This window comes from Paraburkholderia tuberum STM678 (assembly GCF_902833905.1).
Lineage (GTDB): Bacteria > Pseudomonadota > Gammaproteobacteria > Burkholderiales > Burkholderiaceae > Paraburkholderia > Paraburkholderia tuberum.
In genome coordinates, this window is record NZ_CADFGP010000020.1 from 18,257 (window position 1) to 43,318 (window position 25,062).

Consider the following 25,062-nt stretch of genomic DNA (forward strand, 5'->3'; position numbering starts at 1 on the left):
GCGCCCGGGGCGGGCGTGGCGCTGTGGCCAGCGCGCTGTTCAGTGCACGGCCGACAGTTCCTTGTCGAGCCGATCTGCCGGCACCGCGCCGGGCAGGCGGCGACCGTCGGCGAGAAACACCGTCGGCGTGCCTTCGACGTTCATCGAACGGCCGAGCGCGAGGTTCTTGTCGATCGCGGCGGTGTCGCAGGTGGCGGCGGCGGTCGGCGCCTGACGGTCCTGCATCCACGATTCCCACGCCTTCGCGCGATCGGCCGAGCACCAGATCGACTTCGACTTGGCCGTCGAATCGGGCGACAGCACCGGGTATAGGAACGTGTAGACCGTCACGTTGTCGATCGACAGCAGCGTTTTTTCGAGCTGCTTGCAGTACGGGCAGTTCGGATCGGAGAACACCGCGATCTTGCGCGCGCCGTTGCCGCGCACGACCTTCACCGCGTTGCCGAACGGCAGGCTCGCGAAGTCGATGCGGTTGGTTTCCGACAGGCGTGCCTCGGTCAGATTCTTGCGCGTCTTCGAGTCCACCATGTCGCCGAGCATCAGGTAGTCGCCGCTCGCATCGCTGTAGACGATCTGCGTGCCGAGATTCACTTCGTACAGGCCCGCGATCGGCGTCTTCGACACGCTTTTGATCGTCACGTCGGAAAGACGGGTTTGCAAGGTGGCCTTGAGCTTGTCGGTGGTCTGGTCGGCCTGCGCCGAGCAGCCGAGCATAGCGGCACCGATCGCGAGCGCGGCGGCGGCGATGCGGAAGGTCTTTTTCATGCTGGAGTCCTGGAGTCAGTCGCGCACCTGCGCGTTTTTTACGTTCCGGCCGCGAGTTTCGGCCGCCTATCTGTTCGATCAGGCTCGATCAGGCTCGATCAGGCTCGATCAGGTTCGATCGGGGGTCGGATAAGGGGCGGATCGCAGCGCTTCGATCCGGTCATGATACCTGTCCCGGGCGCCGGTGACCGGCCATCGGCTATTCGCCCGACGCCTCGTCGCGGTTTACCCCAGCGCGGCCGACACGAGCCAGCGCTTGATGAATGGCTGCGCGCCGACGAACGCCATGCCGGTATTGCGCACGGCGCGCGCGAGCGGACCGGGCACCGAGAACAGTTTCTGCAGGCCGTCGGTGGCGATCATCAGCGCGCGAATGTCTTCGCGGCGCGCGCGTTCGTAGCGACGCAGCAGCACCATGTCGCCGAGATCGCGGAACGACTCCTTGCCGCCGATCGTGCTCGCGAGCGCGGCGACGTCGCGCAAGCCGAGGTTCATGCCCTGTCCTGCCAACGGATGGATCAGATGTGCGGCATCGCCGACCAGCGCGACCCGCGGGGCGACGAGCCGGTCCACGGTCTGCAACGCGAGCGGGAAGCCCTGCGCGGGCGTCACGCAGTCGAGCGCACCGAACTGTTCACCGCTCACGTGCTCGACTTCGGCGGCGAGCCGCTCGGGATCGAGCGCGAGCAACTGCTCGGCGTGTTCGGTGCGCGCCGACCAGACCAGCGACACGTGGCCGTCCGGCATCGGCAGCAACGCGATGATCTCGCCGTCGCGGAACCACTGATACGCGGTTTCGCCGTGCGGCTTCGCAGCCTTGAAATTGGCGACCACACCGATCTGTCTGTAGTCGCGGCGCACCATCTTCGAGCCGATCTGCGCGCGCACCCACGAGTGCGCGCCGTCCGCGCCGACTACCAGATCCGCTTCGAGCACGCTGCCGTTCGCGAGGCCGACGCTCGCGTTGTCGACGGAAAAATCGAGCGCCTGCGCGCGCGTGTCGATCCACGTGAGGTTCGGCTGGAAGCGCAGCGCGGCATCGAGCGCGCGCTCGATCACCGACGACTCGACGATCCACGCAAGCTGCGGCACCGATGCCTGAAACGCCGAGAAATGCAGCTCGGCATGCGCGTCGCCATAGACGCGCATGTCGTAGACGGGACCGAGCCGTGTGTGATCGAGCGCCTGCCAGACCCGCAGCCGTTCGAACAAGGCCTGCGAACTCGACGACAACGCATAGACGCGCGAGTCGAAGACAGCACCGGCGGGCAGCGCCGCGCAAGGCTGCGCGAGCAGTGCGACGCGCAGTCCGGCTTGCGTGAGCGCGAGCGCCGCGGTCTTGCCGACGAGCCCGCCGCCGATCACGGCGGCATCAAAGGTCTGGTGGTGTGCGTTCATGCGCGCATTATAGCCGCGGGGGGGTGCGGGGGACGGATCGACGGGCGCGCCGTTGGGCGCTGTGCGCGGGGTCTCGCGGGCTCGTGCCGGACATGGTGTCTGGGGGCAGAGCCTGAGGTTGTCGGCCGGGACTGTGCGAGTCTGATGCCGACCGCTCGCGCAACCCGCACTTCATGCGTTGGCGGCCACGCGCATTTGAGTCCCGGGCCGGTGGCCGCGCGGCCTCGATGCGTCGTGCTAATGCGTCGCGGCGCTTGCCGCGAGCGCCGCGTTCGCCTCGCGCATGCGCATGAAGTCGCGATTGGACGAGAGGTTGCGCCACGCGGCCGCCTCGAGCTCCGCCTTGCGATCGCGCTGATCGCTGCGTACCGCGCAGTCGGGGAACACGCGGTCGAACACGCGCCATAGCGAGTCGTAGTCGTTCTTATCGGCGAACCGCGCGATGTCGGCGTGATCTTCGTGCGACAGGCGGGTCGTCAAACAATCGATGGTCTGCCGGTCCGTGGTGGCCTGCGCTTCGTCGAAATTCGGCGCGACCCATGTCGCGACCGAGCCCACCACGACCGCGGCGACGACGCCGATCCCAACCCATCTGATGAGTCCCACGTTGCTCCCCCGGAAATTGAGCTCTGCCGGCTTTGAACTGACGATTCTACAGTGGCTTCGGGCCAATGCGCCGGCGGGTCCGCGCGGGCGAACGGGTTACAATTGCGCTTTCCGTGAAAACTCGCACTCAATCGTCGAGCCAACGCCCCGATTCGGTGTTTTGTCCGCTCCGCTGAGCCTGCCGCGCCCCACCTTACGCGAAGGCTTTCCGAATCCGCGCGCAGCGTCGAGCGCATCACGCAACCTACTGATTCACTGAAGGATTTCCATGAGCCTCAAATGCGGCATCGTCGGCCTGCCCAACGTCGGCAAGTCCACCCTGTTCAACGCGCTGACCAAGGCGGGAATCGCCGCCGAAAACTATCCGTTCTGCACGATCGAGCCGAACGTCGGCATCGTCGAGGTGCCGGACGCGCGGCTGAAGGCGCTCGCCGAAATCGTCAAGCCGGAGCGCATCCTGCCGGCCGTGGTCGAGTTCGTCGACATCGCCGGTCTGGTGGCCGGCGCAAGCAAGGGCGAGGGCCTCGGCAACCAGTTCCTCGCGAACATCCGCGAAACCGACGCGATCACGCACGTCGTACGCTGCTTCGAAGACGACAACGTGATTCACGTCGCGAACAAGATCGATCCGCTGTCGGACATCGAGGTGATCAACACCGAGCTCGCACTTGCCGACCTCGCCACGGTCGAGAAGGCGCTCGCGCGCTATTCCAAGGCGGCCAAGTCGGGTAACGACAAGGAAGCCGCGAAGAACGCGGCGGTGCTGGAGAAGGTCCGCGCGCAGCTCGACCAGGCGAAGCCGGTCCGCGCGCTCGATCTGACCGATGAAGAAAAGGCTACCCTCAAGCCGTTCTGCCTGATCACCGCCAAGCCCACGATGTACGTCGCCAACGTGAAGGAACACGGCTTCGAGAACAACCCGCACCTCGACGCGATCACGAAGTTCGCGGCTGCTGAAGGCGCGCCGGTCGTGGCCGTGTGCGCGGCGGTCGAAGCGGAAATCGCCGACCTCGACGAAGCCGACATGGAAGTCTTCCTCGCCGACATGGGCATGCATGAGCCGGGCTTGAACCGCGTGATCCGCGCGGGCTTCAAGCTGCTCGGCCTGCAGACCTACTTCACGGCCGGCGTGAAGGAAGTGCGTGCGTGGACGATCCACGTCGGCGATACGGCGCCGAAGGCGGCCGGCGCGATCCACACCGACTTCGAGCGCGGCTTCATCCGCGCGCAGACGATCAGCTTCGACGACTACATCACCTACAAGGGTGAACAAGGCGCGAAGGAAGCCGGCAAGATGCGCGCGGAAGGCAAGGAGTACGTCGTGCATGATGGCGACGTGATGAACTTTTTGTTCAACGTCTAAAGCCGACTACTGCTTCCAACAGAGCACGAGTGCGTTGAATGGAAGGCCAACTACCGGATTTCAAATAGGTAGCCTTCTGAATGAGATTCGCCGCGGCTTTCTATTGTTCGCGCAGTCCTAGCAATGCAGAGGGAAGCCTCGAGGTAATCAATCACCTGAGGGGTAAGGTAATTAATGGTGTCAAAAGTACAGTAACCCATTCAGACCGGTTGGCTCGTTGAAGCGATTGTCCGGACAGTGAGGCTTTCATGTCGCATACCGTTTTTATCCAGCGCGTAGTGCTGCGCAACTACAAGAGCATCGGTCACTGTGACGTCCGCTTGCAGCCCCTGACATATCTTGTCGGGCAGAACGGTGCTGGCAAAAGCAATTTTTTAGATGCCTTGCACTTCGTTCGCGATGCTTTGGCAGGTTCCTTGGACAACGCGATTAATGAACGAGGTGGGTTGAATGAAGTGCGGCGACGTTCGAGTAGACATCCAACGCATTTCGGCATCCGGATCGAGTTTCGACTCAAGGATGGTCGCTACGGATGGTATGCCTTCGACATCGGTGCCATGGCCAGCGGAGGCTATGAAGTACAACACGAAAAATGTGTGATCGATGGCATCGGCAAGGGACCTTTCTTCCGCATAGAGAAAGGCCGCTTACTCGACAGTAGCGAAACTGCCTTTCCTGCCATTACCGCTGACCGGTTGGCTCTCGTGGCGGCATCAGGCTTCACGGCATTCAGGCCCGTGTTCGATGCCTTAACTGCGATGGGGTTTTATAACCTGAACCCCAAATTGATGCGTGAGCTTCAAAAGCCGCAGGATGGCCGTTTGCTTAAGCCCGTGGGCGAAAATATCGCTAGCGTCATCGGTCATCTCGAGCGCGTGGCACCGGATCGCGTGGGGGCCATCAAAGAATACCTCCAGTCAGTCGTGCCCATGGTGCATGGCGTGGAGCGCAAGGCCATCGGTCCAATGGAGACGCTCGAGTTTCGACAGGATATGGCAGGAGCGAAGTATCCGTGGAAATTTCTGGCTCAGAACATGTCCGACGGCACCTTGCGTGCGCTCGGCGTGTTGACAGCGCTACTCCAAACCAATGTTGATTACGCGCCCACTTTGATCGGCATTGAAGAGCCGGAAACGGCGCTGCACCCGGCAGCGAGTGCGGCCTTAAGAGAGGTTTTAGTTCAGTCGGCCAAGCACACACAAGTGCTTGTGACTAGCCATAGCCCTGATCTGCTAGATGACCGTGGTATCGACGTAGACGCCATCCTAGCCGTCGTCTCTGAGGGAGGGGAAACACAGATTGCTCCGTTGGACCAAGCTTCCCGTCAAATGTTGCGTGATCATCTGTTTTCCGCCGGAGAACTATTACGAATGAACCAGTTGGCGCCTGACCGCCAAATCATCAAGCAGCAAAGCGAAGTCCAGTTCGATTTGTTCAGCGAGGTGCGGTCGTGATTCCCATCGCGTCGATTGTGGAGGGTGATGGGGAAGTCTCGGCATTGCCGATACTCTTGCGAAGGATGGCTGCCCAATGGTCTCCTGACACGGTGATAAACCCTCTACAGCCTATTCGGGTACGGCGAGACAGGTTTTTGAACAAAGAAGAGGAATTCCGCAGGCAATTGCTCCTGGCGGCTGCCAAGACTGGCGAGGATGGATGGATCTTGATCGTACTAGATGCGGATGACGATTGCCCGGCAAGACTCGGACAGAAGATATTCGAGCGCGCACGACAATACGTGCCACATCGGCGGTTATCGGTTGTCCTGGCGAATCGAGAGTTCGAGGCTTGGTTCATTGCGGCGGCGCCGTCCCTTGACGGAGCGCGTGGCTTTTCTATTGCACCCACTGAATTACTAGATGCAGAGACTCCGCGTAATGCCAAAGGATGGATGAGAGAGCATATGCAAAGTGGCACGTACAGCGAAATACTCGATCAACCTGCATTCACCGCAAGGATGGATCTGCAACAAGCATTGGACAACAGCCGCTCGTTTCGCAAGTTGCACAAGGAATGGCAGACCCATGTCTCTCAGCGTCCTTGAACCGGAAATTCAAACCGAAACACACCTTGGCTTGGCGCTCAATATCGTCCCCTTGAGCCTCCAACGCTGTCCCGGTCACCTCCAATTTTCGCCTCCCGTTTATTTCCTTTCCCTGACAGCCAATGCTAAATTTCGGCTTCCCGCGCGCCGACGCCGGAATGTCATCGAACACAACTAGAATCGCGCGATTCGCGTCCGCGCCCCTTCCGAACCGGAGACAAATCGATGAATTACAAGCCGCTGTTCCGCTCACTTTCCGTCGCCGCTGTATTGAGCATCGGCGTCAGCCAGGCGGCTCACGCCGCGACCGAAATCCAGTTCTGGCACGCCATGGAAGCCGCACTGGGTGAACGTCTGAACGACATCGCGAACGACTTCAACAAATCGCAAAACGACTACAAGATCGTGCCCGTGTTCAAGGGCACCTACGACCAGACCCTCGCCGCCGGCATCGCCGCCTATCGCAGCGGCAATGCGCCGGCCATCCTGCAGGTCTACGAGGTCGGCACCGCGACGATGATGCAGGCGAAGAAAGCCATCGTCCCGGTCACGCAGGTATTCAAGGACGCGGGCCTGCCGCTCGATCAGAAAGCCTTCGTGCCGACCATCGCGAGCTATTACAGCGACTCGAAAACCGGCGAACTGATCTCGATGCCGTTCAACAGCTCGACGCCGGTGCTGTACTACAACAAGGATGCGTTCAAGAAGGCTGGCCTCGATCCCAACCAGCCGCCGAAGACCTGGGCCGAGTTGCACACCGATGCGCAGAAGCTGAAGGCCTCGGGCATGTCGTGCGGCTACTCGTCGGGCTGGCAAAGCTGGATTCAGCTCGAGAACTACAGCGCGTGGCATGCGGCGCCGTTCGCGTCGCGTAACAACGGCTTCGACGGCATGGACGCGCAGCTCGAATTCAACAAGCCGCTGCAGGTCGCGCACATCCAGTTCCTGCAGAACATGGCGAAGGACGGCACGTTCACCTATGTCGGCCGCAAGGACGAACCGGTGTCGAAGTTCTATAGCGGCGACTGCGGCATCATCACGAACTCGTCAGGCTCGCTCGCGACGATCAAGAAATACGCGAAGTTCAACTTCGGCACCGGCATGATGCCGTACGACGACAGCGTGAAGGGCGCGCCGCAGAACGCGATCATCGGCGGGGCGAGCCTGTGGGTGCTGTCGGGCAAGGACCCGGCCGTCTACAAGGGCGTCGCGAAGTTCCTCGCCTATCTGGCCACGGCGCCAGTCGCCGCGAAGTGGCATCAGGACACGGGCTATCTGCCGATCACGACCGCCGCGTATGACCTGACGCGCCAGCAGGGCTTCTACGACAAGAACCCCGGCAGCGACACCGCGATCCGCCAGATGCTGAACAAGCCGCCGCTGCCGTTCACGAAGGGCCTGCGTCTGGGCAACATGCCGCAGATCCGCACCGTGATCGACGAAGAACTCGAGCAGGTGTGGGCGGACAAGAAGACGCCGCAACAGGCGCTCGACTCGTCCGTCGCGCGCGGCGACGACCTGCTGCGCCGCTTCGAAAAGGCCAGCAACTAAGCATCGCCTGCAGGCAGGGTTCCGGCGCTCCTGCGCGGGAACCCGTCGTTGCAGCACACTCTGGACATTCCGATGGAAAAGCGCTCCTACTTCGGCACCAGCGCGCTGCCCTACCTGCTCGTCGCGCCGCAACTGCTCATCACGCTCGTGTTCTTCCTGTGGCCGGCGGGCGTCGCGCTCTGGCAATCGACGCAAACCCAGGACGCGTTCGGTACGTCGAGCGCGTTCGTCGGACTCGCAAACTTCAAACAGCTGTTCGCCGACCCGCTGTATCTGGCGTCGTTCAACACGACGATCGTGTTCTGCACGCTCGTCACCGTGTCGGGCCTCGTGATCTCGCTGTTGCTCGCGGTCTGCGCGGATCGCGTGACGCGCGGCGCGAAGGCCTATCAAACGCTGCTGATCTGGCCGTACGCGGTCGCGCCCGCGATCGCCGCGGTGCTGTGGTCGTTCCTGTTCAACCCGAGCATCGGCCTCGTCACGTATGCGCTCGCGAAACACGGCATCGTATGGAATCACGCGCTGAACCCCGGTCAGGCGATGTTCCTCGTCGTGCTCGCGTCGGTCTGGCAGCAGATCAGCTATAACTTCCTGTTCTTCTATGCGGGCCTGCAGGCGATTCCGCGCTCGCTGATCGAAGCGGCCGCGATCGACGGCGCCGGTCCGGTGCGCCGCTTCTTCGGCATCGCCCTGCCGCTGCTGTCGCCGACCACGTTCTTTCTGCTGGTGATCAACATCACCTACGCGTTCTTCGACACCTTTCCCGTGATCGACGCGGCGACCGGCGGCGGTCCAGGCCAGGCCACCCGCACGCTGATCTACAAGATTTTCGCCGAAGGCTTCCAGGGGCTCGACATCGGCAGCTCGGGCGCGCAGTCGGTCGTGCTGATGATCATCGTCGTGGCGCTGACCGTCGTGCAATTCCGCTTCATCGAACGCAGGGTTCAATACTCATGATCGAGAACCGACGCGGTTTCGACCTGTTCTGTCACGCGGTGCTGATCATCGGCGTCGCGCTGGTGGTGTTTCCGGTGTACGTCGCGTTCTGCGCGGCGACGATGAGCGAGCACGAGGTGTTCACGGTGCCGCTGTCGCTCGTGCCGAGCACGCATCTGTTCGAGAACATCGTCACGATCTGGACGCAGGGCACCGGCAACGCCGCGGCGCCGTTCAATCGCATGCTGGTCAACAGCCTCGTGATGGCGCTCGTCATCGCGATCGGCAAGATCGCCGTGTCGATGATCTCCGCGTACGCGATCGTCTACTTCCGCTTTCCGTTCCGCACGCTCGCGTTCTGGCTGATCTTCATCACGCTGATGCTGCCCGTCGAAGTGCGGATTTTCCCGACCGTGCAGGTGGTGTCGTCGATGCATCTGAGCAATACGTACACCGGTCTGACGCTGCCGCTGATCGCGTCGGCGACCGCGACGTTCCTGTTCCGCCAGTTCTTCAAGACACTGCCGGACGAGCTGATGGAAGCCGCGCGCATCGACGGCGCGGGCGCGCTGCGCTTCTTCTGGGACGTCGTGCTGCCGCTGTCGCGGACCACGATGGCGGCGCTCTTCGTGATCACGTTCATCTACGGCTGGAACCAGTATCTGTGGCCGATCCTGATCACCAGCCAGCAGTCGCTGATCACCGCGGTGATCGGCATCAAGGGGATGATCGCCTCGGGCGATACCGCGACCGAATGGCATCTGGTGATGACGGCCACGCTGCTCGCGATGCTGCCGCCGCTCGCCGTCGTGCTGACGATGCAGCGCTGGTTCGTGCGCGGCCTCGTGGATTCGGAAAAATGATCCGGTATGGCGGACTGCGACAAGCACTCAAAATCAAAGGCTAGAACGGCATGGCTGCACTGACTCTGCAAAGCGTTAAGAAAACCTACGACGGCAAACAGTTCGTGTTGCACGGCATCGACGTCGACCTCGCCGACGGCGAATTCGTCGTCATGGTCGGGCCGTCCGGCTGCGGCAAATCGACCTTGCTGCGAATGGTCGCCGGGCTCGAGCGCATCTCCGACGGCAGCATTTCGATCGCCGGCAAGGTCGTCAACGAGCTTGAGCCGAAGGATCGCAACATCGCGATGGTGTTCCAGAACTACGCGCTGTATCCGCATATGAGCGTGGCCGAGAACATGGGTTACGCGCTGAAGATCGCGGGCGTCGATCGTGCGCAGATCGCAAAACGCGTCGAAGCCGCCGCGCAGATTCTCGAGCTCGGCGCGCTGCTGCAGCGCAAGCCGCGCGAGCTGTCGGGCGGGCAGCGGCAGCGCGTCGCGATGGGCCGCGCGATCGTGCGCGAGCCGGCGGTGTTTCTGTTCGACGAGCCGCTGTCGAATCTCGACGCGCGTCTGCGCGTGCAGATGCGCCTCGAAATCCAGCGCCTGCATGCGCGCCTCAAGACCACGAGTTTGTACGTCACGCACGATCAGATCGAAGCGATGACGCTGGCGCAGCGCGTGATCGTGATGAACCAGGGCCACGCCGAGCAGATCGGCGCGCCGACCGAAGTCTACGAGCGGCCGGCCACGGTGTTCGTCGCGAGCTTCATCGGCTCGCCGGGGATGAACCTGCTCGAAGGCCGTGTCGCGGACGACGGCTCGACCTTCGACGTTGCGGGCAACGGCCCGAAGCTGCCGCTCGCGGGCGTGCCGTCGATCGGCCGCGAAGTCGCGACAGGCCGCGAGTGGACGCTCGGCATTCGCCCCGAGCATCTGAGCCCGGGCACGGCCAACGCACCGTTCGCGACACTGAGCGTCGATTCTTGCGAAATTCTCGGCGCGGACAATCTCGCGCACGGCCGCTGGGGCAAGCACGATGTGACCGCGCGGCTGCCGCACGCGCATCGTCCCGCGGCCGGCGAGGCGCTGCAGGTCGTGCTGCCCGCGCAGCATCTGCACTTCTTCGATCCGGCGACTGGACGGCGCGCGAACTGAGACGCCCGCGGCGCGCCGCGACGGCGGCCCGCCGCCGGAACCCCCTGCCGCCCGGCCCTCGCCGCGAAGTACAATGCCACCTGAACCACATGCCGCGCGCGGCAGCGTCGTCGAATCCGACGCCGCGCCGGCCGGCGCCGGGTGTTCCGCCCGGCCCTCACACCGATTACCCATTCACCCCCGACTGCCCGCCCGCACGCGGCCGGCGTCGTCAACGTCTACTGCAAGCTAATGGCCCAATACGTTTTCACCATGAACCGGGTCGGCAAAATCGTGCCGCCCAAGCGCCAGATCCTGAAAGACATTTCGCTATCGTTCTTCCCCGGCGCGAAGATCGGCCTGCTCGGCCTGAACGGCTCGGGCAAGTCGACCCTGATCCGCATCATGGCCGGTGTGGACACGGAGATCGAAGGCGAAGCGACACCGATGCCGAACCTGAACATCGGCTATCTGCCGCAGGAGCCGCAACTCGATCCGCAGAAAACCGTGCGTGAAGCGGTCGAGGAAGGCCTCGGCGACGTGTTCAAAGCGCAGAAGAAGCTCGACGAAATCTACGCGGCCTACGCGGAGCCGGACGCCGACTTCGACGCGCTGGCCGCCGAGCAGGCGAAGTACGAAGCGATCCTCGCAACGACCGACGGCAGCGCCGAGCAGCAGATCGAAATCGCCGCCGACGCACTGCGCCTGCCGGCATGGGACGCCAAGATCGAGCATCTGTCGGGCGGCGAAAAGCGCCGCGTCGCGCTGTGCAAGCTGCTGCTGCAAAAGCCCGACATGCTGCTGCTCGACGAGCCGACCAACCACCTCGACGCGGAATCGGTCGAATGGCTCGAGCAGTTCCTGACGCGCTTCCCGGGTACCGTGGTCGCCGTCACCCACGATCGCTACTTCCTCGACAACGCCGCCGAGTGGATTCTCGAACTCGACCGCGGCCACGGCATTCCGTGGAAGGGCAACTACAGCAGCTGGCTCGATCAGAAGGAAGAGCGCCTGAAGCAGGAAGAAGCGTCGGAGTCCGCGCGCCAGAAGGCGATCAAGAAGGAACTCGAGTGGGTGCGCCAGAACCCGAAGGGCCGCCAGGCGAAGTCGAAGGCGCGTATCGCGCGCTTCGAGGAACTGAACAGCCAGGACTACCAGAAGCGCAACGAAACGCAGGAAATCTTCATTCCGGTCGGCGACCGCCTCGGCAATGAAGTGATCGAGTTCAAGAACGTCAGCAAGTCGTACGGCGACCGGCTGCTGCTCGATAACGTCAGCTTCAAGATCCCGGCCGGCGCGATCGTCGGCATCATCGGTCCGAACGGCGCCGGCAAATCGACGCTGTTTCGTATGCTGACCGGCCGCGAGCAACCCGATTCGGGCGAAATCGTGCAGGGTCCGACCGTCAAGCTCGCGTACGTGGACCAGAGCCGCGAAGCGCTCGCAGGCACCAAGACCGTGTTCGAGGAAATCTCGGGCGGCGCGGACGTGCTGACGGTCGGCAGGTACGAAACACCATCGCGCGCGTATATCGGCCGCTTCAATTTCAAGGGCGGCGACCAGCAGAAGATCGTCGGCAATCTGTCCGGCGGCGAGCGCGGTCGTCTGCATCTGGCGAAGACGCTGATCGCGGGCGGCAACGTACTGCTGCTCGACGAACCGTCGAACGACCTCGACGTCGAAACGCTGCGCGCGCTCGAAGACGCGCTGCTCGAATTCGCGGGCTCGGTGCTCGTGATTTCGCACGATCGCTGGTTCCTCGATCGCATCGCGACGCATATCCTCGCGTTCGAAGGCGACTCGCAAGTCACGTTCTTCGACGGCAACTACCAGGAATACGAAGCGGACAAGCGCGCGCGTCTCGGCGAGGAAGGCGCGCGGCCGAAGCGCCTGCGCTACAAGCCGATCTCGCGTTAAGAAGCGGGCGGGCGACGGTCCGTCTGGCGCAATACCGGACGGGCCGCGGGACATGCGCGTTGCTAATCGTCGCTAGATGGAGGCGCGCGCGTTAAAGTCTCGCGCACGCGACAGACGGTCAACACACCGCCGCGCGACGCGGCGACGAGGAGACAGGCATGGCGATGTCGAAGGGCAGGCGCTGGATCGTCATCGTGGGCGGAACGCTTTTGGCGTTGGTTCTGATCGCGATCGGCGCGATGCAATTCGCGCAACAGGAAGTCAAGAATCGCGTCAGCGCGGCGCTCGGGCCGCTTGGCAGCGCCGACAGTATCGACGTCGGCCTCACCTCGGTACACCTCACCCACGTCGTGCTAAAAGCGCCGCCCGACTGGCCTGCGGGTGAACCGCTACGCGCCGACGAAATCACGATCACCCCCGACGTGCGCGATCTGATCGCGCGGCGCATGCATATCCGCGAGGTCGTCGTGCGCGGCTTCGACATGGCCGTGTTACGCACGGAGGACGGCTCGCTGAATCTGCTGCCGAACCTGCGCGAATCGCTGAACCGCGGCGATCAGCCGGGCAACGCCGGCACGGCGCCGCCGATCCCGCGCGAAAAGCTGGTCGACCATATCCGCTTCGAACACGGCAACTTCCATTTCTACGACATGACTGTCGGGCCGCCGCCGTTCAAGGTCACGGTCAGCAACGCGAACGCGAGCGTCGACCATCTGCATCTGCCGGCGCTTACCGAACCGACCCATGTCAGCGTTCGCGGCGCGATGAAGGGGCCGGCGCATACGGGCACCGTGACGTTCGACGGCTGGATCAAAATCGCCAGCCGCGATTCGCAGACGACGAGCACGCTGCACGGCGTCGATATTGCGATGCTCGATCCGTATCTGCTGAAGAAGGCCGGCACGCGCGCACAGGTGACGGGCGGCACCGTCGATCTGACGATCGACTCGACGGTGCGGAACTATCATCTCCATGCGCCCGGCACGGTGACAGTCCACAACCTGCAGCTCGCCGAATCCGACAATCCGCTCGAGACGTTCATGTCGATTCCGACCCGCGCCGCCGTCGCGGCGCTGAAGACGCATAACGGCAATATCACGCTGCATTTCGTGCTCGACGGCGATCTGCGCGATCCGAAGTTCTCGGTGCGCGAAGGGATCCTCGCGCGCATCGGCGCGGGGTTTGCGCAGGCGCTCGGGGTCAGCGTCGAAGGCGTCGCGAAGGGTGCGGGCGAGACCGTCAAGGGTCTCGGTAATGCGCTGAAGAATCTGCTGGGGCAGTAGCGGCGGCGGTCAGCTCAAACCGGCAAGCCCAACTCGCGCAGCTTGGCTTCCGTTTGCGCGGCGCTCGTGTGATGCACGCCGTGCCAGCCGAGCGCCTTCGCGGCTTCGGCGTTCTTCGCGTTGTCGTCGATGAAGACGAGTTCGGCCGGCTCGACACCGGGCATTTGCAGTTCGATGCGCCGGCGCATCTCCGCGAAGATCGCCGGGTCGGGCTTCACGAGCTTCACGCGCCCCGACACGACGACGTCGCGAAACCGCCGCAGCACCGGATAGTGCTCCCACGCGTACGGAAACGTCTCGGCCGACCAGTTGGTCAGCCCGAAGAGCGGCACCTCGGCCGCTTCGAGCTTTTCCATCAGCGCGATGCCGTCGTCGAGCACACCCGCCACCATCTGGTGCCAGCGCTCATAGAACGCGCGGATCAGCGGTTCGTGATCGGGAAACCGCGCGATCAGCTCGTCGGTGGCTTCGACGATCGGCTGGCCGCCATCCTGGCGGATCACCCAGTCCATCGAGCAGACGTGCGTGAGGAACCAGCGGCGCTCGAGTTCGTCGGGAATCAGCTCGCGGTACAGGTACTCGGGACTCCAGTCGATCAGCACACCGCCGAAATCGAACACCACTGCCTTGATCGCCATGCACCACGCTCCTTTGGAAGGTCGTCGCTACGCTCAGATGGGTTGCGTGCGCAGTTCCAGCCACGCTTTCGCGTCGCCCGATACATGCGGCGCGAGGCGCGCGCGCACCGTCTCGTGATACGCGTTGAGCCACGCGCGCTCGTCGTCGCGCAGCAGCGACAGCTCGATGCAGCGCGCGTCGATCGGGCACAGCGTCAGCGTTTCGAACTTCAGGAAGTCGCCGAATTCGGTTTTTTCCGCGGCCACGTTCAGCACGAGGTTTTCGATTCGCACGCCCCACTTGCCCGGCCGATACAGACCCGGCTCGTTCGACGTGATCATGCCCTCCTCCATCGCGGTCCACGGTTCGGCCGGTGCGTAGTGCGAGATCACCTGCGGGCCTTCGTGCACGTTCAGGAAGTAGCCGACCCCGTGACCGGTGCCGTGGCCATAGTCGGCGCCGGCCTGCCAGATCGGCGCGCGCGCGATCGCGTCGAGCATCGGCGAGCGGATGCCGCGCGGGAATTGCGCGCGTGACAGCGCGATCATGCCCTTCAGCACGACGGTGAAATCGCGGCGCTGTTCGCTGCTCGGCGTGCCGACCGGGACGACGCGTGTGATGTCGGTCGTGCCGCTCAGATACTGGCCGCCCGAATCGATCAGCAGCAGGCCATTGCCTTCGATCACCGCATGCGACTCCTCGGTCGCGCGATAGTGCGGCATCGCGCCGTTCGCATTGAAGCCCGCGATCGTCGCGAAGCTCAGCGACACGAAGCCGGGACGGCGCGCGCGAGCTGCCGTCAGACGCTCGTCGATCGTCAGCTCGGTGATGCGCTCGCGGCCGAGCGCGCTTTCGAACCACGCGAAGAATTCGGCGAGCGCGGCGCCGTCCTGCTCCATCGTCTCACGCACGTGCGCGGCATCGGCGGCGGTCTTGCACGACTTCAGGAAAGTGGACGGATTGACCGCCTCGACCACCTTGACCGACGACGGCACCGCCTGCAGCGAGCCGTACGTGATGCGGCGCGGATCGATCAGCAGCGTGCTGCCGGCTGGCAGCGCAGCAAGCGCGGCGGCGGCTTTCACGTACGGCTCGACGCTGATGCCGTCGCGCGCGAGCACTTCGGCGAGCGCCGGCGACACCTTGCCGTCGGCGATAAATAGCGACACCCGATCCACGCCGATCAGCGCGTGCGCGACGAACACCGGGTTGTAGCTGACGTCGGCGCCGCGCAGATTCAGCAGCCAGGCGAGGTCGTCGAGCGTCGAGATGAAGTGCCACTGCGCGCCTTTCTCGACCATCGCGCGACGCACCTGCGCAAGCTTGTCCGCACGTGTGACGCCCGCTTGCGGCGCGGCGTGCTCGAAGACGGCGTCGGCGGGCAGCGCCGGGCGCTGCGCCCAGATCGCGTCGAACAGGTCGAGGTCGGTGCGCAATTGCACGCCGCGCGCGTTCAGTGCGGCGCTCAACGCGCGCGCGGCCGCGACGCCCAGCACCGCGCCGTCCACACCGACCGTGCCGCCGCTCGCGACGTTCTGCGCGAGCCATTCGAAATGCGGCGTCGTGAGCTGGCCGCCGGTCATCTTCATCAGCTCGACACCGCTGCCGGCGAGCTGCGCACTCGCCTGCTCCCAGTAGCGGCTGTCGGTCCAGACGCCGGCGAAATCGGCGGTGACGATCAGCGTGCCGGCCGAGCCGGTGAACCCCGACAGCCACTGGCGGCCTTGCCAGCGCCCTGGCAGATACTCGGACAGATGCGGATCCGCCGACGGCACGAGGTAAGCGGCAATGCCCTCGCGCGCCATCGCGGCGCGCAGGTTCGCGAGGCGCTCGGGAATGGAGGAGGTTTCGGGAAGTCGGGCGTTCATGGAGTTACCTGCAAGGATTCATCGACGGATTGACCGGCGCGTTGATTGACGCGACAAGAGACCGACCGTCACGGCGACGAGCGCGACGGCGGTGCATACCGGCCATTCGAGCATGTCGCCGTCATGGAAGAGACTTGTCACGTTGCCGGCCATCCGCGCGACGCTCGTGCCGAGCACACCGGCCAACAGCGCGGCCCACCAGCGGGCGCGGCTCGCGCGGCGCTGCGGATGCAACCACCAGCCCGCGAGGCCGATCACCGCGCCGAGTACGAGAATGCCTGGCCAACCCATCAGGCGTCGACTCCAGACTGGGCGCTCAAACACGGCAAGATCAATTTCGGATTCGTCTCATAGGCGAAAGGAGCCGCCAACGCTAGCATTTTTGCCTCCTCAACTATACAAGTTCAGCACGGCGCTTTCCGCATAGCGGTTGAGTTTAGGGATCGGGGTGTGCTTAGGCAAGTTGTAAGTCTGACGAAAACGCCTCATGCTTCGCCCGTTGCCAGGCTGACGCAGCGCCATGCGCATCGCCCTTATCGAACCCGACCTGCAACACGCCAAACTGGTTGACCGGCTCATTTTCGCCGGCGGCCACGCGTGCCAGCACTTCACCACTAGCGCCACCTTCCTGCAGCGCGCTACCGACGAATTTTTCGACCTGTTGATCACCGAAAGTTGGGCCGGCGACCATTGCGCCGAAGACGTGATCCCGCGCGCGCGCTCCATTCTGCCGGGCCTGCCCGTCATGATGCTGCTGAGCGCACCGCGCGAATGCCAGATCGTCGCCGCGCTGCATGCCGGCGCCGACGACTGTCTCAGCAAGCCAGTGCGCGGCCCCGAAATGCTCGCGCGTGTCGAGGCGCTGCAGCGCCGTGCGGGCCTGCGGCGGCCGCCCAACCGTCGACGCGACGTGATCGGCGGCTATACGTTCGACGCGGCGAATTTGGCCGTGACATTCCGCGACCTGACCGTGATCCTGACGCCGAAGGAATTCCGTCTCGCGCTGGTGCTGTTCAACAATCTCGCGCGGCCGGTGTCGCGCGCGCATATTCTCGAAACCGTGTGGGCCCGCCGCCGTGACGTAAATTCGCGCACCATCGACACCCACGCGTCGCGCGTGCGCAGCAAGTTGCAACTGCGCCCGGAGCTTGGCTACACGCTGACGCCGATCTATGGTTACGGTTACCAGCTCGACGCGATCCCGCCGGAGAGCCTGACAGGCGCGAACTGACGCATGCGGGATATATGGCGGGCAGAATGTGAGTATCGTGGAAACGCTATAATATAGGGCTGAACGATAGCTCCCCCCAAATGCAGCTTCTAACGATCGGAATCAACCATCACACTGCGCCTGTCGCCTTGCGCGAACGCGTGGCGTTTCCGCTCGAACAGATAAAGCCCGCTCTGGATACGTTCAAAGGCATCTGGCTGGGCCACATGGCCCCCAACGCGCCCGAGGCGGCAATTCTGTCCACCTGCAACCGCACTGAACTCTACTGCGCGACCGACGACCTCGCCGCGCGCGAAGCCTCGGTGCAGTGGCTGTCGAAGTACCACAACCTCCCGATCGATGAGCTCGCGCCGCACGTCTATGCGCTGCCGCAGTCCGAAGCCGTGCGCCATGCGTTCCGCGTCGCGTCGGGGCTCGATTCGATGGTGCTCGGCGAAACGCAGATCGTCGGACAAATGAAGGACGCGGTGCGCACCGCCTCCGAAGCCGGCGCCCTCGGCACCTACCTGAATCAGCTATTCCAGCGCACCTTCGCCGTCGCGAAGGAAGTGCGCAGCACCACCGAGATCGGCGCGCAGTCGGTGTCGATGGCCGCCGCCGCGGTACGCCTCGCCCAACGCATTTTCGACAAGATCGCGAACCAGCGCGTGCTGTTCATCGGTGCTGGCGAAATGATCGAGCTTTGCGCGACGCACTTCGCGGCGCAGCATCCGCGGGAACTCGTCGTCGCGAACCGAACCGCCGAGCGCGGCATGCGGCTCGCCGAGCGCTTCAACGGCCGCGCCATTCCGCTCTCCGAGCTCCCCGCGCGGATGCACGAATTCGACATCATCGTGTCGTGCACGGCGTCCACGTTGCCGATCATCGGTCTTGGCGCGGTCGAGCGCGCGGTCAAGGCGCGCCGTCACCGGCCGATTTTCATGGTCGACCTCGCGGTGCCGCGTGACATCGAACCCGAAGCCGGCCAGCTCGAAGACGTGTTCCTGTACACCGTCGACGACCTCGGTGCGATCGTCCGCGAAGGCAATGCGTCGCGCCAGGCCGCGGTCGCGCAGGCCGAAGCGATCATCGAAACGCGCGTGCAGAACTTCATGCAGTGGCTTGATGCGCGCAGCATCGTGCCGGTGATCCGCCACATGCACACGCAGGCCGACACGCTGCGCCGCGCAGAGGTCGAACGCGCGCAGAAAATGCTCGCGCGCGGCGACGATCCGGCCGCAGTCCTCGAGGCACTGTCGCAATCGCTCACCAACAAGCTGATCCATGGTCCTACGCACGCGCTGAATCGCGCGAGCACCGACAACCGCGACAAGCTGATCGAGCTGATGAGCGGCTTCTACAAACACCCCGGCTCTACCGAGCGTTAGCGGCGCAGTGCTCGCCGCACCCCCGCGCGCCACCGCCGTGGCTCGCAAAGTGCTTCCGCCCCGGGCATTCGCCCGTTCCCCTGGCCGCATCCATTCCGGAGTCCGCTCCGCTACCCGCCCGATGAAAACGAGCATGCAACGCAAGCTCGACCAGCTGACCACCCGGCTGGCCGAACTGAACGACCTGTTGAGCCGCGAGGACATCACCGCCAACCTCGACCAGTACCGCAAGCTGACGCGCGAACACGCGGAGCTCGACCCGGTCGTCGAGCATTACGGGCTGTGGCGCCAGGCGCAAAACGACGCCGCCACCGCGCAGGACCTGCTCGCCGACGCGTCGATGCGCGATTTCGCCGAAGAGGAAATCCGCGCAGCACGCGATCGTATGGAGACGCTCGGCGTCGAACTGCAGAAAATGCTGCTGCCGAAAGACCCGAACGACGAGCGCAACATTTTCCTCGAAATCCGCGCGGGCACCGGCGGCGACGAATCCGCACTGTTCGCGGGCGATCTGCTGCGCATGTATCTGCGCTATGCCGAGCGCAACCGCTGGCAGGTCGAGATGATGTCGGCGAGCGAATCGGACCTCGGGGGCTATCGCGAAGTGATCGTGCGAATTGCCGGCGATGCCGCGTATTCGAAGCTGAAGTTCGAGTCGGGCGGGCATCGCGTGCAGCGCGTGCCGGCCACCGAAACGCAGGGCCGCATCCATACCTCGGCGTGCACGGTCGCGGTGATGCCGGAAGCGGACGAGATCGGCGAAGTCGAGATCAACCCGGCCGATCTGCGTATCGACACGTTCCGCGCGTCGGGCGCGGGCGGCCAGCACATCAACAAGACCGACTCGGCGGTGCGCGTCACGCACTTGCCGACGGGCATCGTCGTCGAATGTCAGGACGACCGCTCGCAGCACAAGAACAAGGATCGCGCGCTGAAGGTGCTCGCCGCGCGCATCAAGGACAAGCAGGCGCACGAGCAGCAGGCGAAGGAAGCGGCGACGCGCAAGAACCTGATCGGCTCGGGCGACCGTTCGGAGCGCATCCGCACGTACAACTTCCCGCAGGGGCGCCTCACCGATCACCGCATCAACCTGACGCTGTATCGCCTCGACGCGATCATGGACGGCGATCTCGAAGAACTGATCGCGGCGCTCGTCAGCGAGCATCAGGCCGAACTGCTGGCTTCGCTCGGCGACGCGGACTAACGCCCCGACAATGACCGACGCCTCCCCGGCTCCGCTCGACCCCACCGCTCTGCCCCCCACGGCCGAGGCGCTATTGCGCGCATCGCCGCTGCCGCCGCTCGAAGCGCGGATTCTGCTCACGCATGTGCTCGGTTGGCGGCGCACGCAGCTGATCACGCGCGGCGAGGAGCCGCTCGAACGCGCAAGCGTCGAGCGTTATCGCACGCTCGAGGCGCGGCGCATGGCCGGCGAGCCGGTCGCGCAGCTCGTCGGTGCGCGCGAGTTCTTCGGGCTCGAATTCGAAGTGACGCCGCATGTTCTGATTCCGCGTCCTGAGACCGAGCTGCTGGTGGAGACCGCGCTCGCGGCGATCGAACCTCGGCCGCGCCCACGTGTGCTCGATCTCGGCACCGGGACCGGCGCAATCGCGGTGGCGATCGCGTCGATGCGGCCCGACGCGCAGGTCTGGGCGCTCGACCGCTCGGCCGACGCGCTCGCCGTCGCCGCGCGCAACGGCGCGCGCCTGCTCGACGTGAAACGCCCGGGGGGCGCCGTCGTTTTCCTGCCCAGCGACTGGTACGGCTCGCTCGACGCCGCGTTGCGCTTCGATGCGATCGTCAGCAATCCACCGTATATCGCGAGCGGCGACCCGCATCTGCGTGAGGGCGATCTGCGCTTCGAGCCGCGCGGCGCGCTCACCGACGAGGCCGACGGCCTCAGCGCGATCCGCGCGATCGTCGCCGGCGCCCCCGAGCGTCTCGCCGCCGACGGCACGGTTTGGATCGAACATGGCTACGACCAGGCCGAAGCCGTGCGCGCATTGTTGAGCGAACGCGGTTTTGCCGAGGTCCGCTCGGCGCGCGATCTCGCCGGCATCGAGCGGATCAGCGGCGGCGTGCTGCGCGCCGCTGCGGCCTGAGCGCGGTCGCCGAGGCTAAAACCCCAGGCGCGACGTGGCTGCGGCCGCCCGTAGCGAAATCCGCTATCATTTCAGCCTATTCCCATCCTTTATCGGAACCGCAAGGTCAGTCATGGATACGCAACAACGCATCAAGCAAATCGTCGACGGCAACAACGTCGTTCTCTTCATGAAGGGCACGGCCCAGTTCCCGATGTGCGGTTTTTCCGGCCGCGCCATCCAGATCCTGAAGGCGTGCGGTGCCGGTGAAATCAAGACCGTCAACGTGCTCGAAGACGACGAAATCCGTCAGGGCATCAAGGTGTTCTCGAACTGGCCGACCATTCCGCAGCTTTACGTGAAGGGGGAATTCATCGGCGGCTCGGACATCATGATGGAGATGTACGAATCGGGCGAACTGCAGCAGCTGTTCGCCGCGGCCTGAGCGTTCTACGCTTCGTTCGCTTCATCAGGCGCCGCAAGCCATGCAGCAAGCACGCACCGCGGTGCCTCGCCGGCTGATCGTCGCGATCACCGGCGCCTCCGGCGCCATCTACGGCATCCGGCTGCTCGAGACGCTGCGGCGGCTCGGCGGCGTCGAGAGCCACCTGCTGATTTCGAGCGCGGGTTGGCTCAACATCCAGCATGAACTCGAGTTGGGCAAGGAAGACGTGCATCCGCTCGCGGATGTCGTCCATTCGGTGCGCGATGTCGGCGCGAGCATCGCGTCCGGCTCGTTCGCGACCGACGGCATGATCGTCGCGCCCTGCTCGATGAAAACACTCGCGAGCATCGCGCACGGTTTCGCCGACAACCTGATCACCCGCGCCGCCGACGTCACACTGAAGGAGCGTCGCCGTCTCGTGCTGCTGGTGCGCGAAACGCCGTTCAATCTCGCGCATCTGCGCAATATGACGGCCGTCACCGAAATGGGCGGAGTGATCTTCCCGCCGCTGCCCGCGTTCTATAACCGGCCTGCTTCGATCGACGAGATGGTCGACCACACTGTCGCACGCGTGCTCGATCTGTTTGCGCTTGGGCCGGCGTTGTCGCCGGCGTGGGAAGGATTGCGGGGCGCGCAGGATTAACCGCGACAACGCGGATTAACAACGGCTGCGACGCAATCAATTCCCGCCGAACCCATTTATCAAGCTGGCGTGCGGACCTATATTGGTAGCAACCCAATTTCTCCGTGCCGTGCTTACGCGGCCGCGTTGCTGTCATGAACCGCTTACCTTCGCTTTTCCTGTCTCACGGCGCACCCACGTTGCCGATCGATCCGTCGATGCCGTCCGCCCAGTTCGGCGCGCTCGCCACGCAACTGCCGCGTCCCGAGGCAATCCTGATGTTGTCGGCGCACTGGGGCACCGCGCAGCCACTCGCGAGCATCGCGACGGCGCCTGAAACCATCCACGATTTTTATGGTTTTCCGCGCCAGCTCTATGAAATCCAATATCCGGCGCCGGGCGCGCCCGACATCGCACGTAGCGCCGCCGCGCTGCTCGGCGCGAGCGGCATCGTCGCGGACGTGCAGCCGCACGGACTCGACCACGGCGCATGGGTGCCGATGCTGCTGATATTTCCGCGAGCGGACGTGCCGATCGCGCAACTGTCGATCCAACCGCACAAGGACGCCGCGCATCATTTCCGCGTCGGCCGCGCGCTGCGCGCGCTAAAAGACGAAGGCGTGATGGTGATCGGCTCCGGCCAGATCACCCATAACCTGCGCGCCGCCGATTTCTCCGCGCGCCCGGAAGACGCCGATCCGCGCGTGGCCGAATTCACCGACTGGTTCGAGGACAAGCTCGTCGCGCGCGATCTCGACGCGCTGCTCGACTATCGCCGCCAGGCGCCGCACGCGGTGTTGATGCATCCGACCGACGAGCATCTGTTGCCGGTATTCGCCGCGCTCGGTGCCGCCGACGACGACTATTCGCTCGCGATCCAGTCGCTCGGCACCTACCAACGCTCGCTCGCGATGACGAACTACGTGTTCGGGACCGCCTGATCCGGCGCGGGGTCGCGCACAAAGGTCAACAAAAAGCCCGCCTGATCATCGATCGGGCGGGCTTTTTATCGGCCCCGAAAGACCCGCGTCGAGCGGATCTTCGGTTTCGACCGGCGCTCAATGCGCGCCGATAACTTCGAGCACTTCGTCGTGCTCGAGCCGCTCGTCCAGATACTCCGAACGATAGCCGCTGTTCACGCCCCAGAAGTAGAACACCAACGCGAAGGCGATCACGACGAGCATGTCCCAGCCGTAAGGCAGAATGCCGAAGCCGCCAAACTCCTTGCTGCCGATCAGCGACAGGATCGCCATGATCGGCAGATACGCGACCAGCCACCAGGCAGCCTTCAGGTCACGGCCCCAGCCCTCGAAGCCCGACTTCGCCTGGAAGTAGAAATACACCGGCAGCGCGACGACCATCAGCAGAATGATTTCGCCGGTCAGCGGCCACCTCGCCCAGTACAGGATCAGCGACGCGCAGACGAACGCGAACGGCGCGATCACCTTCATGCCGGCGATGTGCAGCGGGCGCTCGAGATCGGTTGCCGCGCGGCGCAGTGCCATCAGGCTGATCGGGCCGGTCAGGTACGAGATCACGGTCGCGACCGAAATCACCGCCGCGAGCGAACTCCAGCCGCGGAAGAAGAACAGGAAGATGAACGAGACGAGCAGGTTGAACCACATCGCGTTGCGCGGAACGCCATAGAACGGGTGCACGTTACCGAACATCTTCGGCATCGTGTTGTTGCGCTCCATCGCGTAGATCATGCGCGAGGTGGTTGCCATGTAGGTCGTACCGGTGCCGCTCGGGCTCACGAACGCGTCGACGTACAGCAGGATCGCCAGCCAGTTCAGGTTCAGCGCAATCGCCAGTTCCGCGAACGGCGAAGCAAAGCTGAAGTGGCTCCAGCCCTTCATCACGTCGGCCGGATTCACGGCGCCGATGTATGCGATCTGCAGCAACACGTAGATCACGAGCGCGAGCAGGATCGAGCCGATCACCGCGAACGGCACGCTCCTGGCCGGATTTCGCGCTTCACCGGCCAGGTTGATCGGGCTCTGGAAACCATTGAATGCGAACACGATGCCGCTCGTCGCGACTGCGGTCAGCACCGCCGACCAGCCGTACGGCGCGAACGTGGTCGTCTGACCAAAGTTCTCGGTGTGGACGCCTGTCATCATCAGGCCGACGATCGTTGCGCCCGGGATCAGGAACTTGAAGATCGTGATCGCCGAGTTGGCGCGCGCGAACAGCTTGACGCCCCAGTAGTTGAGCAGGAAATAGATGATGACGAGCCCGGCGGACAACAGCAGGCCGTTGGTCGTCAACGACCCGTCGACGAACAGCGCATGCGCCCAGGGATAGGGCCAGGTACTCATATATTGGATCGATGCTTCGGCCTCGATCGGGATCACCGACACGATCGCGATCCAGTTGGCCCACGCGCTGATGAAACCGACCAGCGCGCCGTGCGAGTAGCGCGCATAGCGCACCATCCCGCCAGATTCCGGAAACATCGCGCCAAGTTCCGCGTAGGTCAGCGCAATCGCGAGAATCACGACCGCACCGATGATCCATGCGCAAATCGCAGCCGGACCGGCAATTTTTGCAGCCTTCCACGCGCCGAACAGCCAACCCGAACCGATGATCGAGCCCAGACCGGTCAGCATCAGCGCGAATGGCCCGATGTTCCGTTGTATAGAACTTTTCAAGTCTTCTCCTAAATCAGAACCATGTCGGCACCGCGTGACATCGCTTGTGGCGGTGGGGACGGGGTGACGCGCATGTAAGCGCGTCCAGATGCGGAATAGGTGCAACCGACGCGCGGCGCGTAGTTTAACGGTTGCACCGTGTTACTGCAGCGAAACCGCAGCCGAACTAAGGGTTCCCCCTAGCAAAAAGTTGTCCCCCTGCGCAAGCTTTGTAAGAAAGTTTCGGATCAGTCCGGCAAAGTTTCGTCTAGACTGTTGACCTTCGTCCGAATTCGCCGTATAACGTTCGGGCAGGATTTCAAGTGGCGAGTGAAGTGGTTCTTTCGTAGTTC

Annotated in this window: 23 protein-coding genes; 16 read left to right on the plus strand and 7 right to left on the minus strand. The window is 64.0% G+C overall.

Annotated elements, in window-relative coordinates; genetic code table 11:
• Positions 1–39: 39 nt before the first annotated feature.
• From HWY30_RS18730 to HWY30_RS18740, 3 genes are all read right to left on the minus strand, one after another.
• Entirely contained in the window at positions 40–765 is a 726-nt protein-coding gene (locus HWY30_RS18730; protein ID WP_090802025.1) for a DsbC family protein, read from the minus strand.
• A 225-nt stretch (positions 766–990) separates the two neighbouring features.
• On the minus strand, positions 991–2,163 hold the full coding sequence (locus HWY30_RS18735) for a UbiH/UbiF family hydroxylase (protein WP_090802026.1): 1,173 nt from the start codon (positions 2,161–2,163) through the stop codon (positions 991–993).
• 237 nt (positions 2,164–2,400) lie between these two features.
• Entirely contained in the window at positions 2,401–2,769 is a 369-nt protein-coding gene (locus tag HWY30_RS18740; protein WP_244144941.1) for a hypothetical protein, read from the minus strand.
• 268 nt (positions 2,770–3,037) lie between these two features.
• Here HWY30_RS18740 and ychF point away from each other — a divergent pair, with 268 nt between their 5' ends.
• The 9 genes from ychF (at position 3,038) to HWY30_RS18785 (ending at position 13,844) form a co-directional block, all read left to right on the plus strand.
• Positions 3,038–4,132 carry a redox-regulated ATPase YchF gene (ychF, locus tag HWY30_RS18745; RefSeq protein WP_090802028.1) on the plus strand — a complete coding sequence of 365 codons (1,095 nt, stop codon included), beginning with the start codon at positions 3,038–3,040 and terminating at the stop codon, positions 4,130–4,132.
• 248 nt (positions 4,133–4,380) lie between these two features.
• Positions 4,381–5,586 (plus strand): AAA family ATPase, encoded by a 1,206-nt coding sequence (locus HWY30_RS18750; protein WP_090802030.1) that lies wholly within the window; start codon positions 4,381–4,383, stop codon positions 5,584–5,586.
• Positions 5,587–5,603: 17 nt separating this feature from the next.
• Entirely contained in the window at positions 5,604–6,176 is a 573-nt protein-coding gene (locus HWY30_RS18755; protein ID WP_279613292.1) for a DUF4276 family protein, read from the plus strand.
• A 225-nt stretch (positions 6,177–6,401) separates the two neighbouring features.
• A complete protein-coding gene (gene ugpB, locus HWY30_RS18760) occupies positions 6,402–7,727 on the plus strand; it encodes a sn-glycerol-3-phosphate ABC transporter substrate-binding protein UgpB (RefSeq protein ID WP_090802032.1) in 1,326 nt (441 codons plus the stop codon).
• Between the two features lie 72 nt (positions 7,728–7,799).
• On the plus strand, positions 7,800–8,684 hold the full coding sequence (gene ugpA, locus HWY30_RS18765) for a sn-glycerol-3-phosphate ABC transporter permease UgpA (RefSeq protein ID WP_090802034.1): 885 nt from the start codon (positions 7,800–7,802) through the stop codon (positions 8,682–8,684).
• Positions 8,681–9,526: a sn-glycerol-3-phosphate ABC transporter permease UgpE gene (ugpE, locus tag HWY30_RS18770; RefSeq protein ID WP_090802035.1), complete on the plus strand. Its 846-nt coding sequence runs from the start codon at positions 8,681–8,683 to the stop codon at positions 9,524–9,526. The genes ugpA and ugpE overlap by 4 nt, the downstream gene beginning before the upstream one ends.
• A gap of 50 nt (positions 9,527–9,576) precedes the next feature.
• Complete coding sequence (locus HWY30_RS18775; RefSeq protein WP_090802037.1) at positions 9,577–10,665, plus strand: sn-glycerol-3-phosphate import ATP-binding protein UgpC; 1,089 nt, start codon at positions 9,577–9,579, stop codon at positions 10,663–10,665.
• A 231-nt stretch (positions 10,666–10,896) separates the two neighbouring features.
• Positions 10,897–12,561 (plus strand): energy-dependent translational throttle protein EttA, encoded by a 1,665-nt coding sequence (gene ettA, locus HWY30_RS18780; protein WP_090802038.1) that lies wholly within the window; start codon positions 10,897–10,899, stop codon positions 12,559–12,561.
• A gap of 158 nt (positions 12,562–12,719) precedes the next feature.
• Complete coding sequence (locus tag HWY30_RS18785; protein ID WP_090802040.1) at positions 12,720–13,844, plus strand: DUF748 domain-containing protein; 1,125 nt, start codon at positions 12,720–12,722, stop codon at positions 13,842–13,844.
• 14 nt (positions 13,845–13,858) lie between these two features.
• Here the strand turns inward: HWY30_RS18785 and HWY30_RS18790 are convergent, their stop codons facing one another.
• From HWY30_RS18790 to HWY30_RS18800, 3 genes are read right to left on the minus strand one after another with little or no spacing between them, the layout of a single operon-like run.
• On the minus strand, positions 13,859–14,482 hold the full coding sequence (locus HWY30_RS18790) for an HAD family hydrolase (protein WP_090802041.1): 624 nt from the start codon (positions 14,480–14,482) through the stop codon (positions 13,859–13,861).
• Positions 14,483–14,515: 33 nt separating this feature from the next.
• Positions 14,516–16,330, minus strand: coding sequence for an aminopeptidase P family protein (locus HWY30_RS18795; protein ID WP_090802043.1), 1,815 nt, complete (start codon positions 16,328–16,330; stop codon positions 14,516–14,518).
• 18 nt (positions 16,331–16,348) lie between these two features.
• Positions 16,349–16,621 (minus strand): hypothetical protein, encoded by a 273-nt coding sequence (locus tag HWY30_RS18800; RefSeq protein WP_090802044.1) that lies wholly within the window; start codon positions 16,619–16,621, stop codon positions 16,349–16,351.
• 229 nt (positions 16,622–16,850) lie between these two features.
• On the opposite strand from HWY30_RS18800, the gene HWY30_RS18805 reads away from it, so the two are divergent.
• The 7 genes from HWY30_RS18805 (at position 16,851) to HWY30_RS18835 (ending at position 23,017) form a co-directional block, all read left to right on the plus strand.
• Positions 16,851–17,561, plus strand: coding sequence for a response regulator transcription factor (locus HWY30_RS18805; RefSeq protein WP_090802046.1), 711 nt, complete (start codon positions 16,851–16,853; stop codon positions 17,559–17,561).
• Between the two features lie 80 nt (positions 17,562–17,641).
• Complete coding sequence (hemA, locus tag HWY30_RS18810; RefSeq protein ID WP_090802047.1) at positions 17,642–18,928, plus strand: glutamyl-tRNA reductase; 1,287 nt, start codon at positions 17,642–17,644, stop codon at positions 18,926–18,928.
• A 121-nt stretch (positions 18,929–19,049) separates the two neighbouring features.
• Positions 19,050–20,132 carry a peptide chain release factor 1 gene (gene prfA / locus HWY30_RS18815; RefSeq protein WP_090802049.1) on the plus strand — a complete coding sequence of 361 codons (1,083 nt, stop codon included), beginning with the start codon at positions 19,050–19,052 and terminating at the stop codon, positions 20,130–20,132.
• Between the two features lie 10 nt (positions 20,133–20,142).
• A complete protein-coding gene (gene prmC, locus HWY30_RS18820) occupies positions 20,143–21,030 on the plus strand; it encodes a peptide chain release factor N(5)-glutamine methyltransferase (protein ID WP_090802051.1) in 888 nt (295 codons plus the stop codon).
• A 112-nt stretch (positions 21,031–21,142) separates the two neighbouring features.
• Positions 21,143–21,454, plus strand: coding sequence for a Grx4 family monothiol glutaredoxin (gene grxD / locus HWY30_RS18825; RefSeq protein ID WP_018420101.1), 312 nt, complete (start codon positions 21,143–21,145; stop codon positions 21,452–21,454).
• Between the two features lie 40 nt (positions 21,455–21,494).
• A complete protein-coding gene (locus HWY30_RS18830) occupies positions 21,495–22,097 on the plus strand; it encodes a UbiX family flavin prenyltransferase (RefSeq protein WP_090802052.1) in 603 nt (200 codons plus the stop codon).
• Positions 22,098–22,231: 134 nt separating this feature from the next.
• On the plus strand, positions 22,232–23,017 hold the full coding sequence (locus HWY30_RS18835) for a DODA-type extradiol aromatic ring-opening family dioxygenase (protein ID WP_090802054.1): 786 nt from the start codon (positions 22,232–22,234) through the stop codon (positions 23,015–23,017).
• A 117-nt stretch (positions 23,018–23,134) separates the two neighbouring features.
• Here the strand turns inward: HWY30_RS18835 and HWY30_RS18840 are convergent, their stop codons facing one another.
• Positions 23,135–24,730, minus strand: coding sequence for an APC family permease (locus tag HWY30_RS18840; RefSeq protein WP_090802055.1), 1,596 nt, complete (start codon positions 24,728–24,730; stop codon positions 23,135–23,137).
• Positions 24,731–25,062 lie beyond the last annotated feature (332 nt).

Coding starts and splice junctions, on each gene's coding strand:
- HWY30_RS18730 (WP_090802025.1), bottom strand. CDS start 765: ATGAAAAAGACCTTCCGCATCGCCGCCGCCGCGCTCGCGATCGGTGCC.
- HWY30_RS18735 (WP_090802026.1), bottom strand. CDS start 2,163: ATGAACGCACACCACCAGACCTTTGATGCCGCCGTGATCGGCGGCGGG.
- ychF (WP_090802028.1), top strand. CDS start 3,038: ATGAGCCTCAAATGCGGCATCGTCGGCCTGCCCAACGTCGGCAAGTCC.
- HWY30_RS18750 (WP_090802030.1), top strand. CDS start 4,381: ATGTCGCATACCGTTTTTATCCAGCGCGTAGTGCTGCGCAACTACAAG.
- ugpB (WP_090802032.1), top strand. CDS start 6,402: ATGAATTACAAGCCGCTGTTCCGCTCACTTTCCGTCGCCGCTGTATTG.
- ugpA (WP_090802034.1), top strand. CDS start 7,800: ATGGAAAAGCGCTCCTACTTCGGCACCAGCGCGCTGCCCTACCTGCTC.
- ugpE (WP_090802035.1), top strand. CDS start 8,681: ATGATCGAGAACCGACGCGGTTTCGACCTGTTCTGTCACGCGGTGCTG.
- HWY30_RS18775 (WP_090802037.1), top strand. CDS start 9,577: ATGGCTGCACTGACTCTGCAAAGCGTTAAGAAAACCTACGACGGCAAA.
- ettA (WP_090802038.1), top strand. CDS start 10,897: ATGGCCCAATACGTTTTCACCATGAACCGGGTCGGCAAAATCGTGCCG.
- HWY30_RS18785 (WP_090802040.1), top strand. CDS start 12,720: ATGGCGATGTCGAAGGGCAGGCGCTGGATCGTCATCGTGGGCGGAACG.
- HWY30_RS18790 (WP_090802041.1), bottom strand. CDS start 14,482: ATGGCGATCAAGGCAGTGGTGTTCGATTTCGGCGGTGTGCTGATCGAC.
- HWY30_RS18795 (WP_090802043.1), bottom strand. CDS start 16,330: ATGAACGCCCGACTTCCCGAAACCTCCTCCATTCCCGAGCGCCTCGCG.
- HWY30_RS18800 (WP_090802044.1), bottom strand. CDS start 16,621: ATGGGTTGGCCAGGCATTCTCGTACTCGGCGCGGTGATCGGCCTCGCG.
- HWY30_RS18805 (WP_090802046.1), top strand. CDS start 16,851: ATGCGCATCGCCCTTATCGAACCCGACCTGCAACACGCCAAACTGGTT.
- hemA (WP_090802047.1), top strand. CDS start 17,642: ATGCAGCTTCTAACGATCGGAATCAACCATCACACTGCGCCTGTCGCC.
- prfA (WP_090802049.1), top strand. CDS start 19,050: ATGAAAACGAGCATGCAACGCAAGCTCGACCAGCTGACCACCCGGCTG.
- prmC (WP_090802051.1), top strand. CDS start 20,143: ATGACCGACGCCTCCCCGGCTCCGCTCGACCCCACCGCTCTGCCCCCC.
- grxD (WP_018420101.1), top strand. CDS start 21,143: ATGGATACGCAACAACGCATCAAGCAAATCGTCGACGGCAACAACGTC.
- HWY30_RS18830 (WP_090802052.1), top strand. CDS start 21,495: ATGCAGCAAGCACGCACCGCGGTGCCTCGCCGGCTGATCGTCGCGATC.
- HWY30_RS18835 (WP_090802054.1), top strand. CDS start 22,232: ATGAACCGCTTACCTTCGCTTTTCCTGTCTCACGGCGCACCCACGTTG.